Source organism: Pseudomonas sp. FSO-7, assembly GCF_059579345.1.
Genome location: NZ_CM184193.1, coordinates 3,302,922 through 3,319,108 on the forward strand (window position 1 = coordinate 3,302,922; position 16,187 = coordinate 3,319,108).

Genomic DNA, 16,187 nt, shown 5'->3' on the forward strand with positions numbered 1-16,187 from the left:
AACTGACATGACTGACAAAAAAAACAGTATCGACACCCAGCTGATAACAGGTACGGAAAGTCTGCGCATCTTCGAAGGGCTCAATCGCGGCATGTCACGCCGCAATGCTTTGCAAATGCTGGGTTTGGCCGGAGTGGCCGTGGCGGGTGCCGGCAGCCTGTTCGGCACCGCCGGCAAGCTGTTCGCCGATGAGGAGGCCGCTGCCCCTGGCAAAGGCAAACCTGGCGGCCGCATTCGCGTCGCAGGCTCGACCAGTTCCACCGCCGACACCCTGGACCCGGCCAAGGGGTCATCGTCCACCGACTATGTGCGCCATTACATGTTCTATAACGGGCTGACGCGTTTCGACAGCCATATGGTGCCGCAACTGGAACTGGCCGAGCGCATCGAAACCACTGACGCCACGCTTTGGGTGATCAGCCTGCGCAAGGAAGTGACCTTCCACAACGGCAAGGCACTGACCGCCGCCGACGTGGTGTTTTCGCTGCTGCGGCACAAAGACCCGATCACCGGTTCCAAGGTCCTGCCGCTGGCGTCGCAGTTCGCCGAAGTCAAAGCCGTCGGCACCCACGAAGTGCAGATTCAGTTGAGCGGCCCCAACGCTGAGCTGCCGTCGATCCTGGCCGTCTCGCACATGTTGATCGTGCCCGAGGGCACCAGCGATTTCAGCCAGGGCATCGGTACCGGTCCGTTCAAGGTCAAGGAGTTCAAGCCCGGGGTGCGCTCCATTGGTGTGCGCAATACCAACTACTGGAAACCCGGCTTGCCGTACCTGGACGAGATCGAATTCATCGGCATTGCCGACGAATCGTCACGGATCAATGCGCTGCTGTCGGGGGACGTGCACATCGTCAACGAGGTCAACCCACGCTCGACGACCCGCATCAAGGCCAGCGCCAAGCACCAGGTCATTGACTCACCGTCGGGCAACTACACTGACCTGATCATCCGCCAGGACCAGATGCCGGGCAAAAGCCCGGAATTCACCCAGGCCATGAAGTTGCTGCTGGATCGGGAACAGATCAAGTCGGCGATCTTCCGAGGCTACGCCAGGGTCGGCAATGATCATCCGATCGCCCCCGGTGCCCGTTTCTACAACGCCGAATTGCCACAACGGGCTTACGATCCGGAACAAGCCAAATTCCTGCTCAAGAAGGCCGGCATGGAAAACATCACCATGCCGTTGATGTGCTCGCCAGCGGCGACCGGCTCGGTGGACGTCGCGGTGTTGCTGCAGCAGTCCGCCAAAGAGGCGGGGCTCAAACTCAACGTCAACCGCCTGCCGAGCGATGGCTACTGGTCCAACCACTGGGCCAAGCACCCGCTGAGCTTTGGCAACATCAACCCACGACCGAATGCCGACATGCTGTTCTCGCAGTTCTTCCAGTCGACGGCACCGTGGAATGAATCCGGTTGGAAAAACGAACAGTTCGACCAGCTGTTGATACAGGCCCGAGGAGAAACCGACGAGGCCAAGCGCGGCAAGATGTACGCCGACATGCAAGTGCTGGTGCACGAGCACAGCGGTATCGGCATACCGGTGTTTATCAGCAATATCGATGGCGCCGATCAGCGCGTCAAAGGCTATGGCGCCAACCCCCTGGGCGGTTTCATGGGCTACATGTTTGCCGAGCAAGTCTGGCTGGACGCCTGATGAGCGTCGGGTCTGGGCCATATTGCATGAGGGTCGGATGATGAATAGCAACACACTCTGGTTGATCGGCCGCCGCCTGGGGGCGGCGGTCGTGACCTTGTTGATTGTCTCCATGGTGGTGTTCGCCATCACGGCGGTGCTGCCGGGAGACGCGGCGCAACAGGCGCTGGGGCAGTTCGCCACGCCGGAACAAGTGGCGGCCCTGCGGATGAAAATGGGCTTGGACCAGCCCGGTGTGTTGCGCTACCTGCACTGGCTGACAAGCCTGCTCAGCGGTGACATGGGCATGTCGATGTCCAACGCCATGCCGGTCATCGATCTGATGGCCGGCCGGGTCCCCAACACGTTGATGCTGGCGGCTGCCACGGCGTTGGTGTCGGTGCCTGTGGCGTTGACCCTGGGTATCGGTTCGGCGATGGGCCGAGGCGGGCGCATCGACAGCTTCCTGAGCTTCTTCACCTTGACCATGGTGGCGGTGCCGGAATTCCTGGTCGCCACCTTGGCGGTGCTGATCTTCGCGGTGAACCTGGGCTGGTTGTCGGCGCTGTCCTACGCCAGTGACATCACCTCACCCTGGCAATTCATGCGCACCTACGCGTTGCCGGTGATGACGCTGTGCTGCGTGATTGTCGCGCAAATGTCGCGCATGACCCGGGCGGCGGTGATCGATCAACTCGACAGCCCTTACGTGGAAATGGCCCGGCTCAAGGGTGTAAGCAATATCCGGATCGTGCTTCGGCATGCCTTGCCCAATGCCATTGGTCCCATCGCCAATGCCATCGCCCTGAGCCTGTCCTACCTGTTGGGTGGGGTGGTGATCGTGGAAACGATCTTCAACTACCCCGGCATCGCCAGTCTGATGGTCGATGCCGTGACCAACCGCGACATGGCCCTGGTGCAAGCCTGCACCATGTTGTTTTGTACGGCGTACCTGGGGTTGGTGTTGATTGCCGACCTGTGCGCGATTCTTTCCAATCCGAGGCTGAGAAACCAATGAACAACCTCATTGTGAAGTCCCCGACGGCGGCCGTTGCGCTGGGGCTGGGCAAAGACGCCCACGCCAAGTCCTGGCTTGGCCTGGTCGGCGCCGCGATGTGTGTGATCTGGTTGCTGGTGGCCATCTTCGGCCCGTGGCTGGCGCCGCATCCGGTGGGGGAGGTGGTCTCTGACAACGTCTTCGACAGCCTCAGCGCGACGTACCCGTTCGGCACCGATTACCTGGGCCGCGACATGCTCAGCCGGATTCTTGTTGGCGCACGCTTTACCGTCGGCCTGGCGTTGGTGGCCGCGGTGCTGTCCAGCACCCTGGGAACCAGTCTTGCCCTGTTGTCGGTGGTGTCGCCAAAGTGGCTGGATGAGCTGATCAGTCGCCTGATGGATGCGTTCATTTCGATCCCCAGCAAGATGCTGGCGCTGATCATGGTCTCGGCCTTCGGCTCTTCGGTCACCTTGCTGATCTGCACGGCGGTGTTGAGCTACACCCCCGGCGCTTTCCGCATCGCCCGCAGCATGGCGGTGAACATCGAAGCGCTGGAGTACGTGCAAGTGGCCCGTACCCGTGGCGAGCGCCGGCTGTACATCGCTTGCGTGGAAATCCTGCCGAACATTCTCAACCCGGTACTGGCGGACCTGGGCCTGCGCTTTGGTTTTATCGTGCTGCTGCTCAGTGGCATGAGTTTCCTGGGGCTTGGCGTACAACCGCCGGATGCCGACCTGGGCTCGCTGGTGCGCGAGAACATTGGCGGCCTCAATCAGGGGGCGCCGGCCATTGTGATTCCGGCCTTGGCCATCGGCACCCTGACCATCGGCGTGAATCTGTTCATCGACCGGTTGTCGTCGCGACGTAGCCGACGTTCGGGAGGTCATTGAAATGAGTGAATTGATTCGAGTACAGGACCTGCGAGTGGTCGCCTGTGGCGAACGCGGTGAAGTGGACATCGTCAAGGGTGTCAGCTTCTCCCTGCAAAAAGGCGAAGTGTTGGCGTTGATCGGTGAGTCCGGCTCCGGCAAGACCACCATTGCCCTGGCGCTGCTCGGTTATGCCCGGCGCGGGTGTCGCCTGGCGGGCGGCGTCGTACAGATCGGCGAGCATGACATGCTGGCGTCGAGCGAAAGCCAGTTGCAGAAGTTGCGCGGTAATCGGGTGTCCTATATTGCCCAAAGCGCCGCAGCGGCGTTCAACCCGGCGAAAAAACTGATCGACCAAGTGGTGGAGGGCGCGTTGATTCATGGCCTGGGTAGCCGGGCGGTGCTTGAGGCCAAGGCCATCGAGTTGTTCCGCGACCTGGCCCTGCCAGACCCTGAACGCATTGGCCAGCGCTACCCCCACCAGGTATCCGGCGGGCAACTGCAACGGGTGATGGCGGCCATGGCGCTGATCAGCGATCCGTTGCTGGTGGTGCTCGATGAGCCGACCACGGCCCTCGATGTGACGACCCAGATCGATGTGCTGCGGGCCTTCAAGCGAGTGGTCCGTGAGCGTGGGGCCACGGCCGTCTATGTGTCCCATGACCTGGCTGTCGTGGCGCAGATGGCTGACCAGATCGTGGTGCTCAATGGCGGCGAAATCTTCGAACACAGCGCCACGGCACCGTTACTCAAGGGCCCGGCCCACGAATACACCCGCAGCTTGTTGGCGGCGGCGCGGCCGGATACGACGATCCGTCCGCCCAGCGACATCGCCCAAGAGACACCGTTGCTGACCATCCAGGGGCTGACCGCCGGCTACGGCAACAAAAATGCCCAGGGCATGCCAGCGATTCGCGTGCTGGAAGACATTGACCTGACGGTTCGCAGGGGCCAGGCCATCGGCATCATCGGTGAGTCGGGTTCTGGCAAATCGACCCTGGCACGGGTCGTGGCCGGATTGCTGGTGCCGGCCCTGGGCGGGTTGACCTTCGATGGTCAACCCCTGGGGGGCAGTCTGTCCTCGCGCACCAGTGAGCAGTTCCGACGCATTCAAATGGTCTTCCAGAATGCCGACACCGCGCTCAACCCGATGCACAGCGTCAGCACGATCCTCAGCCGTCCGCTGAAGATGTATTTCGGCCTCAAGGGCGCGGCCTTGCGCGAGCGTATCGGCGAATTGCTCGACCTGGTGCGTCTGCCACGCACGATGGCGGATAGGCGTCCGAACGAGCTGTCCGGCGGGCAGAAGCAACGGGTCAACCTGGCCCGGGCCTTGGCGGCCAAGCCGGACCTGATTCTCTGCGATGAAGTGACCTCGGCACTGGATACCGTGGTCGGCGCGGCGATTCTCGAACTGCTGCGCGATCTACGTCGGCAGTTGGGGGTGTCCTATCTGTTCATCAGCCACGACATCTCCACCGTGCGCGCCTTGTGTGACGACATCGTGGTGATGTACAGCGGCCACAAGATCCAGGCCGGTACCCGTCAATCCTATGCCGAGGCACCGTTCCATCCGTATACCGACCTGCTGATCCATTCTGTACCGGAACTGCGCCAGGGCTGGCTGGAAACCTGTGGGGCAACCACTTGCCAGACGCTGCCGCCCATTGGCCCGAAAGCCAACGTGCCCGGCCTGTGCACCTTCCTCAGTCGTTGCCCGGTGCGGGTCGACGGGTTGTGCAACTGTGTCGCGCCGGAGCGCCGGATGATTGTCGGCGGCAGTGAAATTCTCTGCCACCACGACAGTGCGGAATTGATGAAGGCCCAGCAGTCCAACAACGTGACCGTGGCGGCGTATGCATGAACAGGCGTTCCGTCAGGCTGGTCGACATCAAGCGCTTTTCCTCTTCAGTCGAGCAACGGAGCAAGGCCTCATGAAACCCCGTGTATTGGAGATTCTCAAACGGTTGATGGCTTTCGACACGGTCTCTTCAGAGTCGAACATGGCCTTGATCGAGTACGTGCGCGATCTGTTGCTGACCAAGGGTATCGAGTCACTGATCGTCAAGGACGAAAGCGGCCAGAAAGCCAATCTGTTTGCCAGCACCGGGCCACGGGATGTGCCGGGGATCCTGCTGTCCGGGCATACCGACGTGGTGCCGGCGGCGGGGCAGGCCTGGACCTTTCCGGCGTTTGAGGCGACGGTGCGGGACGGGCGGATTTATGGCCGTGGCAGTTGCGACATGAAGGGGTTTATCGCACTGGCTGTCGACGCCATGCTCGATGCCACCGAGCTGCCATTGAGCCGGCCATTGCAACTGGCACTGTCCCACGACGAAGAGATCGGCTGCGTGGGGGTGCGTCGTTTGCTCGATGTGCTGCACCTGGCACCGGTTCGGCCATTTCTGTGCGTCATCGGCGAGCCAACCAATATGCAGTTCGTGCTCGGGCACAAGGGCAAGGGTTCTTACCGTACGTATTGTCGCGGTCTGGAAGCGCATTCCTCCCTCGCACCGCGTTCGGTCAATGCGATTCACGTGGCCTGCGATTTCATCGCCGCGCTGCGCCTGAGCCAGCAGCAGCTGCAAGAGCAGGGCGCCCGGGATGCCGATTACGACGTGCCCTACAGCACCGTGCATGTTGGCCAGATTGTCGGCGGCAAGGCGCTGAACATCGTGCCCAACCTGTGCACCCTGGATTTCGAAGTACGTAACTTGCCGGCGGACGACCTGGACGGGTTCCTGGAACAGATGCGCGAGCGGGCCGAACTGATCGTGCGCGAAGCCAGGAAGCTCTCCAGCGTGGCCGATATCGAGATCGAGACCCTGAATGTCTATCCGGGCCTCGATACCCACCCGAGCGTCGAAGCGGTGCGGTTCCTGAAAAACTTTGCCGCCCCGGACACCGGCACAGCCAAAGTCTCGTTCGGCACCGAGGGCGGGTTGTTCAAGCAACGCCTGGATGTGCCGGTGGTGGTCTGCGGTCCAGGCTCGATAGAACAGGCGCACAAGCCTGACGAGTTCATCGAGATCAGCCAGATGGACGCTGGCGAGCGATTCCTGCAAGGGTTAGTGGGCTCAATGCACCGCTAGGGTTGCGTTTGCCTGATTGAACATGGCGTCCCCCATCTACAACCCCGTGCGTTTCATCGTCTGAGCGAGGCGCACGGCGATCCTTCCCCACCCGCAGTAGAGCATGCCGTCGAAGGCTGATTTTCAGCATTCACGGCTGTAGGGCCGGCGTTTTCAGCATCCTCGTCCAGGGCGAAACAATAGACTGAAGGCTGTCTCAAAACAGGACTCGACACCATGCTCAAGAATCGCCTGAAAGACCCCAGCCTGCTGGTAGAACGCGCTTACATCGACGGTCAGTGGGTCGGCGCCGACAATGCCGCGACCGTGGACGTGATCAACCCGGCCACCGGCGATGTGCTCGCCAGGGTGCCTGCGATACAAGGCAGTGAAACCCGGCGCGCCATCGAGGCCGCCGACCGTGCCTGGCCGGCCTGGCGCGCGCGTCCGGCGGCCGAGCGGGCGGCGCTGCTGGATCGCTGGTATCAGGCCATGCTCGACAACCTCGACGACCTGGCGCTGATCCTGACCTGCGAACAGGGCAAGCCGCTGGCCGAAGCCCAGGGCGAAATTCGCTACGGTGCCAGCTTCGTCAAATGGTTTGCCGAAGAAGCCCGACGGGTCTACGGCGAAACCATCCAGGCCCCCAGCGGTGATCGCCGCTTGCTGACCCTCAAGCAACCGGTCGGTGTTTGCGCCGCGATCACCCCGTGGAACTTCCCCAACGCGATGATCACCCGCAAGTGCGCGCCGGCCCTGGCCGCCGGGTGCACGATCGTGGTCAAACCGTCGGACCTGACCCCGCTGTCGGCGCTGGCCCTGGCCGTGTTGGCCGAACGGGTCGGCATTCCGGCCGGGGTGTTCAACGTCGTCACCGGCATGCCTGCTGGCATTGGTGAAGAACTGACCGGTAACCCGACGGTGCGCAAACTGTCCTTCACCGGGTCCACCGCGGTCGGTCGCCTGCTGATGCGCCAGAGCGCCGAACACATCAAGCGCTTGAGCCTGGAACTGGGTGGAAACGCCCCGTTCATCGTGTTCGACGACGCTGACCTTGAGCAGGCCGTGACCGGCATCATGCTCAGCAAATTCCGCAACGCCGGGCAGACCTGCGTCTGCGCCAACCGGATTCTGGTGCAGGACGGGATCTACGAGCGCTTCGCCCAGCGCCTGGTGGAGGAGGTGGGCAAGCTCAAGGTCGGCGATGGCCTGGAGGGAGGCGTAAACATAGGCCCGCTGATCAATGCGGCGGCGGTCAGCAAGGTCGCTCGACATATCGACGAAGCGTTGAGCCAGGGCGCTCGTCTACTCTGTGGAGAAATCCCCAAAGGTGACAGCCAGTTCGTCCAGCCGACAGTGCTTGGTGAAACCCATGCCGGAATGCTGCTGGCCAACGAAGAAACCTTCGGTCCGATCGCGCCACTGATGCGGTTCAGCACTGAAGAGGAGGCACTGGCCTCGGCCAACGCAACGCCCTATGGCTTGGCCGCTTATTTCTTCACCCAGGATTTGCGCCGCTCATGGCGGTTCGGCGAGGCGTTGGAGTTCGGCATGATCGGTCTCAATACCGGGCTCATTTCCATGGACGTCGCTCCCTTTGGCGGTATCAAGCAATCGGGCCTGGGGCGTGAAGGCAGCAAGTATGGCCTGGATGAATTCCTTGAAGTCAAAGCCTTCCACATGGGTGGGTTGTGATCCGGTCAGCGTTTGAAGAGAGGAGGCATGGTTGATGAGCAAACCATTCAGAATCGCCGCGATTGCCGGCGACGGTATCGGTAAGGAAGTCTTGCCGGAAGGTCTGCGGGTATTGGAGCAGGCCGCGAAGAAATGGCAATTGGATTTGAGCATCGAAGTGCTCGACTGGGCTCACTGCGATTACTACCTGGAACACGGGCAGATGATGCCCGACGACTGGTTCGCGCAGCTCAAGGACTTCGATGCGATTTATTTTGGCGCCGTGGGCTGGCCGGACAAGGTGCCGGATCACATTTCCCTGTGGGGTTCGCTGCTGAAGTTTCGTCGGGACTTCGACCAATACGTGAACATCCGTCCGGTGCGGCTGTTTCCCGGGGTGCCGTGCCCGTTGGCCGGGCGCGAGCCCGGAGACATCGATTTCGTGGTGATCCGCGAAAACACCGAGGGCGAGTATTCCTCGATTGGCGGCAAGATGTTCGAAGGCACCGAGCATGAGTTCGTGCTGCAGGAATCGGTGTTCACGCGCCGCGGCGTGGACCGGATTCTCAAGTTCGCCTTCGACCTGGCCCAGACCCGGCCGCGCAAACGCCTGACCGCGGCGACCAAGTCCAACGGCATCTCCATCAGCATGCCGTACTGGGACGAACGCACCGCGCTCATGGCGCAGCAGTACCCGGACGTCACCTGGGACAAGCAACACATCGACATCCTGTGCGCGCGCTTCGTGCTTCAGCCCGATCGTTTCGATGTGGTCGTGGCGTCGAATCTGTTCGGCGACATCCTGTCCGACCTGGGGCCTGCCTGCGCCGGCACCATCGGCATCGCCCCTTCGGCCAACCTCGACCCGGAGCGGCGCTTCCCCTCGCTGTTTGAACCGGTTCATGGCTCGGCGCCGGATATCTATGGGCGCAATATTGCCAATCCGATTGCGATGATCTGGTCTGGTGCTTTGATGTTGGACTTTTTGGGTAATGGCGATGAGCGTTATCGTGCGGCTCATGATGGGATTCTCAGGGCTATCGAGCGGGTGATTGCCGAAGGGCCGATTACGCCTGACCTGGGTGGGCAGGGGTCGACTCAGGATGTGGGTCGGGCTATTGCGATGGCGCTTTGATCGGAGTGGGGCACTCTGTGAGTTTTTTAACGGTGTGTATATCCGTTGCTGCGGTAACGGCGGCTTAGGGTTCCGCCCTTACGGCGGGTCACTTTTGGAAGAGCGCCAAAAGTAACCAAAAGCGCTTTGCCCCACCACTCGGTGCCTCGCTTAGGCTCGGCATGCCCGAACGAAGGCATTGCTCCGTGGGCCGCCGCGAAGGGCCATCCATGGCCCAGCGCGGCTAACCCGGCATCCATGCCGGGTTACCCACTCCACAATGCCTGCGTTCGGCCATCGTGGTTTAACGGGGCGTCCGAGATCAACGTCCACCGCGAGGCGGCCTGATAGCCGACCTGGCTCTGGGTGATCGCATTCCCCTGTGGGAGCGAGCCTGCTCGCGATGAGGCCAGCACATCCTGCATCTTCATCGGCTATGACACCGCCATCGCGAGCAAGCTCGCTCCCACACTGGATTTTCGGCAGACACATAACTCACATGCGCCCAGCCCCCCCCTGTGGGAGCGGGCTTGCTCGCGAAGAAGCCGGCACATTCAACATTTTCATTAACTGAGCCACCGCCATCGCGAGCAAGCTCGCTCCCACAATGGATCTGTGGTGAACACAAGACTTATGAGCACCCAAGATCCCCTGTGCGAGCGGGCTCGCTCGCGAAGAAGCCGGCACATTCAACATTTTCATTAACTGAGCCACCGCCATCGCGAGCAGGCTCGCTTCCACAATGGGTCTGTGGTGAACACAAGACTTATGAACACCCAAGATCCCCTGTGGGAGCGAGCTTGCTCGCGATGAGGCCGGCACATCCAACATGACCGCAAACTGAGCCGCCGCCATCGCGAGCAAGCTCGCTCCCACAGGAGAAACGCGGTCCCATCAAGAACCAAGTCGGCTATCAGGTCGCCTCGGAGAGGACGTTGATCTCGGGCGCCCCATTAACCACGCTGGCTGAACGAAGGTGTTGCGTAGCGGCGGGCCCACGGAGCAATGCCTTCGTTCAGGCATGCCGAGCCTAGGCGAGGCACCGAGTGGTGGGGCAGAAGAGCTTTGGTTACTTTCGCGCTTTTCGAAAGTGACCCGCCGTAAGGGCGGAACCCTAAGCAGCCGTTACCCAAATAACGGATATTCACACCCAAAAAAGCCCCACCAGACATCACTTACAAACGTAGACCTTGCGCACATAGACGCTGCTCTCCCAGGCACAAGGAGCCCCCTTAGGCACAAACACCGTATCGCCAGTATTCACCGCCAGACCCGTCCCATCCGCAAGCTGAAGAACGATGCTGCCCTCAAGCAAGTGCATCAGTTCATGCATCGTATGTGGCCGCGCCTTACGGATATAAGGTGTCGAATCCCAGATACCAATACGCAGATTGGTTGCGTCCTCGACAAACAGGTTGTTCGAGCGACATTGCGGTGTCGGGCTCAGCAGGAATTCCTCACTCGGTGGCGTCGAAGGGGAGAGCAGGGTATGCGCAGGGAGAGCGGTCAGCCCAATACTGCCGATTTCAGCAGGCTGGGTATCGGCACAAAATGCCCAGAGCGAGCCAGGTTGCGCCTCGATCCGAACCGGTGTGCCGCGGGCAATCACCGCGCTGTCACCCGGATTGAGTTCGAGCGAGTGATCCTGGCTCTGCAAGGTGACGTGTCCGGCGTGGACCACGATCGTTTCACTGTAGGGGTATTCATCGACGCTGAATTGCCCGCTCGCTTGGACGATGCCAGCAGCAATGTCATCGGTCCCGGCATAAGCAATCTGCCGGTCGAACGGATCGTTGACTCCCAATGAGCCGCTGGTGAATGCGGTTGTCGCGGGAGTGCCGTTGGCATGGGCCAACAGCACGGCAGTCGGTTCTAGCATGAGGGTGTTTCTCCAGGGGGGATGGTGTAGGGGAGTTAGCCGATGGCCTGGGTCACCAGCGCAAACTGGTGCACGCCGCCGCTGGCCTGGGGTGGGGTCCCACGCACCATTTGTGCGACGGTGTCGACCTGCTTCAGCCCGGCTTCTTCCAGCCAGGAACCCAGGTCGCTGTTGGGGGTTATATCCATGCGCACGAAAGCCTCCGGCACTTGCGCCAACAACACCGCGATCAGGTGCTTGGCCTGCTCTGGATTCTCTGCGACGACTGGACCGATGTAGCGACCACGACCAAATGAACGCAGGAGAGCGAACCCGCGCAGTTGACCCTCGCGCTCGATACCCACGACGTCTTCGACACTCTCGAACAGATCGTTGAGCACGGCATGCCGGTTCAGGCCGCTGCCGGCGTTGGCGAGCTCGATCACGTCGCTCCGATCGGCTTCGGTCAGGCGGCGCAAGCGCTCACTGGATGGCAGGTCCGTGGGGGCAGGGGGCAATGCGTTTCCTTGATGCTGTTGGATATGCCCAAAGTCAACGAAACCCTGGCTGACATAAAGGGGCGCTCCGGCCAGCGTCGCATTGAGCATGGCAGTCTGCGAGCCACACGCTTGGAGTGCCAGTTCCATCAATTTGCGACCGATGCCCTGGCCCTGGTACTCATCACTGACGATCACCAGGCCGATCGTGGCGTAATCACCCTGCGGGCAGGTGAACGCCGTACCGATCAGGCGGCCTTCATCCTCTGCGACAAAACCCTGCGAGACACGTTGCAGCATGGCCCAGTCTTCCAGGCGGTGGGGCCACTTCAACTGCACGGACAAGGCATGGGCCGCGGCCACATCGGCGGACGTCATGGGGCGATAGGCATAGGCAGGGCGTTGCGAGTTGGACATGACAGATCTCCGTAGCTAAGGGCGCGTGACCGGTGGATTTCTCCGCTGAAAGTGTTGGTATCTCACCTGCCGCCTGGCCTGACAAGAGGCGGACATTGATTCGGTAGATTGCATAAGTTGCGGCTTCACGCGCCGCAGTTATTGCTCAAATCGGGAGCAGGCTCAGCAGCAAATATCAGCGGATTTTTCGTCGGTGCTTTGCGTAGGCGCATGACAAGCGCAGGTCAATAACGGCGCTGGCGGTCAATCTGGCCGAGCATGGATTCGCCGCGTTGATGGCGACGGAGATTGTCCAGCAACACGCCAAAGGCACTTTCGGGTTGAGTCATCGCCGCGATATGCGGCGTCAGCAAGATTTGCGGATGCTGCCAGAACGGATGCTCCGGCGGTGCCGGTTCCTGTTGCAAGACGTCGAGCACCGCGGCACTGAGCTGGCCGCTGGCCAAGGCCTCGAGCAGATCCTCTTCTATCAGGTGCCCGCCGCGGCCCATGTTGACCAGGGCAGCCCCCTTGGGCAGATGGTGGAACAACTGGCGGTTGAGAATCCCTTTGGTCTGCTCGGTCAATGGCAAGACACAGATCACGATGTCGCATTGGCCAAGGAACGTCGGGAGCTGTTCGTCACCGGCAAAGCAATCCACTCCAACGATATTGTGTTCGCTGCGTGCCCAGCCCGATAAGGCGAAACCAAAGGTCTGCAAGGTAGCCAGGATCTGCTGGGCCTGCATGCCAAGCCCCATGACACCGACCCGACGCTGGGCTGCCGGTTTCAGCAAGTGCGCCTGCCAGCACCGAGCGATCTGCTGCTGGCGATAACGGAGCATGTCCCGGTGCAAGCTGAGCACTGCAAAACTCGCGTACTCGCACATGCCCCGGGTGATGCCCGGATCGAGTAAACGGACCACCGGCAGGGACATGGGCAGACGATCAAGGTCAAGTTGGTCGACCCCGGCCGACAAGGCGAACAGCACTTCCAGGTTTGGCAGCAGTGTTTCGAGGTCGTCCGGCGCCTGCCAGGCGGCGAGGTAGCGAATGTCCTTCGGGTCGCCGATGTCCGGCCAGGCACGCCATTCGATGTCCGACGCGTACTCGGCGAATAGACGCTTCCATTGTTCGCCGCGTACCGGGTCGGCTTTATAAAGCAGGGCCATGGGTCACTTCTCGTACTGGAATAGGGAACATCCAGCATGCCCGAGTGGCAAAGCAGGATGTATCAAAAGAGCCTGTGTAATCGCACATCGCTGCGTTGTAGGGGGCGTCTGCCGGCAGATTCCATGGGGCTGGAGCCGGCTGAAGGAATCTGCTGTTTGCCGGGGTGAAAACAGTCGATCCGAATTTCCCAGAGGCCAAGTTCGGCTTAGACAATTGCGTCGAACGCTTAACCTGTGGAACACATCGCAGCCGTTTCCCGGTTGCCTGGTTCACTGTGGGAGATGCCATGAACAGTAAAGTCGAAGAAACCCCAAGCTTGCTCCGTCAACGCGATCAATTCGTGCCACGGGGGTTGGTCACCGCACATCCGCTGGTCATCGACCGGGCCCAGGGGGCTGAAGTGTGGGACGTGGACGGGGCGCGCTATCTGGACTTCGTCGGTGGCATTGGCGTCTTGAACATCGGCCACAATCACCCGAAGGTGATCGCGGCGGTGCAGGCCCAACTGCAAAAGGTCAGCCATGCTTGCTTCCAGGTGGTGGCCTACAAACCCTATCTCGATCTGGTCAAGCGCCTGTGCGAGTTGGTGGGCGGTCAGCAAGCCTACAAGGCGGCGCTGTTCACATCCGGCGCCGAGGCGGTAGAGAACGCGGTGAAGATCGCCCGCGCCCATACCAACCGTCCCGCCGTCATTTCCTTTCGTGGCGGTTTCCATGGGCGTACCTTGCTGGGTACGACGCTGACGGGCATGAGCCAACCTTACAAGCAGAATTTCGGGCCCTTCGCGCCTGAGGTCTTCCATACCCCCTACCCGAATGCCTATCGCGGTTTCAGCAGCGAGATGGCGTTGCAGGCCCTGAATGAATTGCTGGCGACCCAAGTCGCTCCGGATCGAGTCGCGGCGATCATCATCGAGCCGGTGCAGGGTGACGGCGGCTTCCTTTCCGCGCCACCGGAATTTCTCCAGGCGTTGCGGACCCTGACCGAGCAACACGGCATCGTGCTCATCCTCGATGAAATCCAGACCGGCTTCGGCCGTACCGGCAAATGGTTCGGTTTCCAGCACGCCGGCATTCAGCCGGACCTGGTCACCGTCGCCAAGAGCCTGGCGGGTGGTTTGCCCATTTCGGGCGTGGTGGGGCGTGCGCACATCATGGACGCGCCATTGCCCGGTGGTCTCGGTGGCACCTACGGCGGTAACGCCTTGTCGTGTGCAGCCGCGCTGGCGGTGATCGAAGCGTACGAACAGGAGCAGTTGCTCGAGCGTGGCCAGGTATTGGGCGAGCGGCTGCGTCAGGGCCTGCTGCGCTTGCAGGCACGTCACCCGCGTATCGGTGACGTACGCGGCACCGGCTTCATGTTGGCCATCGAATTGATCAAGGACGATGAGGCCCGCAGCCCCGATGCCGAACTCACCCAACAACTGATCGACCAGGCCAGGGTAGGCGGGCTGTTGGTGATCAAATGCGGGGTGTATCGAAATGTCTTGCGCTTCCTTGCGCCTCTGGTCACCGAAGAAAGTCAGATCGACGAAGCGCTGACCATTCTTGAAGCAGCATTGCAACGCGTGTTGGATTAATCTCAGGTCTCGGTCGGCACACTGTAGCGATGTGCCGACCGAGGGCATTTAGAGCATATGGATCGATGAATGCATCATGGGAGGCGACACACATGCACCTGACTGACTATCGTGCGCTGCTGATCGATTGCGACGAAGTCCTGGTCGATCGGGATTCCGGTGTCTGGATGGCCCTGCAACCTGTGCTCGACAACCACCCGGGCATGCCAGACAGGGAAGCGGTACTGGCTGAGTTCGACGAGGCGGTACGCGGGCTCTATCCGCGTTTTTCCGAACTGGGCTTCAGTGGTTTGTTGTGCTTTGCCCATCGTCAACTGGCAGAGCGTCTGGGGCTCAAGGTCAGTTGGGAGGAGGGCATGAGCTTCGCCCGTTCGGCGTGCAACTGGTCGCTGTTCGAGGACGCGCCCGGTGCCATGTTGTACCTGCGTAAATTCTACCGGCTGCTGGTGTACTGCGATCGTGATGCCGAGGATCGTGACCAACTCTGCGAGCGCTTGGGAATTGCACCCGAGGACCTGCATTCCCGAGCCAGCAACCCATTGGAGGATGAAGCATGGCTGCAGGCGAACAAGCTCAAGCCTGAAAACATCATGCAAGTGTCCAGGCCGCCCGCACACCCCCCAAAGTCGGCGGGTTTGTGTCTGATCCGTCGTGGCCATGAGCCTGATAATCAAGAACATTCCGCCGATTTCTACATCACCAGCATGGCCGACCTCGTCGCTCAGCATCAGCTATCTTTGCGACGTTGAATTTGCTAAAACCACTGTCAACTGAAGACAATCGAGGGGTACCCGATGGAAGGTTTAATAAAACTAGACCGAATTGATATCAGTATCCTTGTTGAACTTCAAAAGGACGGTCGAATGACCAACGTCAGCCTCGCCGACGCCGTGGGGCTGTCATCCAGCCCATGTCTGCAGCGAGTCAAGCGGCTTGAGTCGGCGGGTTACATTTCCGGCTACAGGGCTCATCTCAATCTGGCCAAGATCACTGATTCGGTCACGGTCTTCACTGAAATCACCCTCAGCGACCACAAGCGGGAAGACTTCGCCAAGTTCGAGTCCAACATTCGCTTGGTCGATGAAGTCCTGGAGTGCCATTTGATCAGCGGCGGTTACGATTACCTGGTGCGCTTCATGACCTGCAGCATCCAGCATTATCAGGAGGTGATCGAAGGGTTGCTGGACAAGAATATCGGCATTTCCAAGTACTTCAGTTACATCGTGATCAAATCCCCCGTGCTCAAGGATGGGGTTCCGCTGCGTAGGCTGTTGCGTCATTGATGCGGCTTGCCGGCATGCCGTCCATGGCGGCACGCTCCTC

General features: G+C 60.8%; 13 protein-coding genes and 1 pseudogene. 10 read left to right on the plus strand and 4 right to left on the minus strand.

The genetic code is table 11. The features are described 5' to 3' along the window. Positions 1–7 precede the first annotated feature (7 nt). From AC515T_RS14515 to AC515T_RS14545, 7 genes are all read left to right on the plus strand, one after another. Positions 8–1,654: an ABC transporter substrate-binding protein gene (locus AC515T_RS14515; protein WP_496533055.1), complete on the plus strand. Its 1,647-nt coding sequence runs from the start codon at positions 8–10 to the stop codon at positions 1,652–1,654. Positions 1,655–1,694: 40 nt separating this feature from the next. Then, positions 1,695–2,651, plus strand: a complete 957-nt coding sequence (locus tag AC515T_RS14520; protein ID WP_053121373.1) for an ABC transporter permease — start codon at positions 1,695–1,697, stop codon at positions 2,649–2,651. Beyond that, entirely contained in the window at positions 2,648–3,523 is an 876-nt protein-coding gene (locus tag AC515T_RS14525) for an ABC transporter permease (protein ID WP_053121195.1), read from the plus strand. Before AC515T_RS14520 ends, AC515T_RS14525 begins: the two co-directional genes overlap by 4 nt. A 1-nt stretch (position 3,524) precedes the next feature. Beyond that, positions 3,525–5,366: an ABC transporter ATP-binding protein gene (locus AC515T_RS14530; RefSeq protein ID WP_496533056.1), complete on the plus strand. Its 1,842-nt coding sequence runs from the start codon at positions 3,525–3,527 to the stop codon at positions 5,364–5,366. Positions 5,367–5,436: 70 nt separating this feature from the next. Beyond that, entirely contained in the window at positions 5,437–6,594 is a 1,158-nt protein-coding gene (gene argE, locus AC515T_RS14535; RefSeq protein WP_496533057.1) for an acetylornithine deacetylase, read from the plus strand. A 216-nt stretch (positions 6,595–6,810) separates the two neighbouring features. Beyond that, positions 6,811–8,268: an NAD-dependent succinate-semialdehyde dehydrogenase gene (locus AC515T_RS14540; protein WP_496533058.1), complete on the plus strand. Its 1,458-nt coding sequence runs from the start codon at positions 6,811–6,813 to the stop codon at positions 8,266–8,268. 34 nt (positions 8,269–8,302) lie between these two features. Beyond that, a complete protein-coding gene (locus AC515T_RS14545; RefSeq protein ID WP_496528856.1) occupies positions 8,303–9,382 on the plus strand; it encodes a tartrate dehydrogenase in 1,080 nt (359 codons plus the stop codon). 892 nt (positions 9,383–10,274) lie between these two features. Here AC515T_RS14545 and AC515T_RS14550 read toward each other — a convergent pair. The 4 genes and pseudogenes from AC515T_RS14550 to AC515T_RS14565 form a co-directional block, all read right to left on the minus strand. Beyond that, positions 10,275–10,343, minus strand: a pseudogene (locus AC515T_RS14550) (nucleoid-structuring protein H-NS); the annotation flags it as partial. Between the two features lie 189 nt (positions 10,344–10,532). Next, positions 10,533–11,240: a cupin domain-containing protein gene (locus AC515T_RS14555; protein ID WP_496528857.1), complete on the minus strand. Its 708-nt coding sequence runs from the start codon at positions 11,238–11,240 to the stop codon at positions 10,533–10,535. Positions 11,241–11,275: 35 nt separating this feature from the next. Then, on the minus strand, positions 11,276–12,133 hold the full coding sequence (locus tag AC515T_RS14560; protein WP_496528858.1) for a GNAT family N-acetyltransferase: 858 nt from the start codon (positions 12,131–12,133) through the stop codon (positions 11,276–11,278). Positions 12,134–12,357: 224 nt separating this feature from the next. Next, positions 12,358–13,284: a 2-hydroxyacid dehydrogenase gene (locus AC515T_RS14565; protein ID WP_496528859.1), complete on the minus strand. Its 927-nt coding sequence runs from the start codon at positions 13,282–13,284 to the stop codon at positions 12,358–12,360. Positions 13,285–13,571: 287 nt separating this feature from the next. Here AC515T_RS14565 and gabT point away from each other — a divergent pair, with 287 nt between their 5' ends. The 3 genes from gabT (at position 13,572) to AC515T_RS14580 (ending at position 16,147) form a co-directional block, all read left to right on the plus strand. Continuing rightward, entirely contained in the window at positions 13,572–14,864 is a 1,293-nt protein-coding gene (gabT, locus tag AC515T_RS14570; protein WP_496528860.1) for a 4-aminobutyrate--2-oxoglutarate transaminase, read from the plus strand. Positions 14,865–14,956: 92 nt separating this feature from the next. After that, positions 14,957–15,613, plus strand: a complete 657-nt coding sequence (locus tag AC515T_RS14575; RefSeq protein WP_496528861.1) for an HAD family hydrolase — start codon at positions 14,957–14,959, stop codon at positions 15,611–15,613. A 45-nt stretch (positions 15,614–15,658) separates the two neighbouring features. Beyond that, positions 15,659–16,147: an Lrp/AsnC family transcriptional regulator gene (locus AC515T_RS14580; RefSeq protein WP_008146530.1), complete on the plus strand. Its 489-nt coding sequence runs from the start codon at positions 15,659–15,661 to the stop codon at positions 16,145–16,147. The last annotated feature ends 40 nt before the right edge of the window (positions 16,148–16,187 follow it).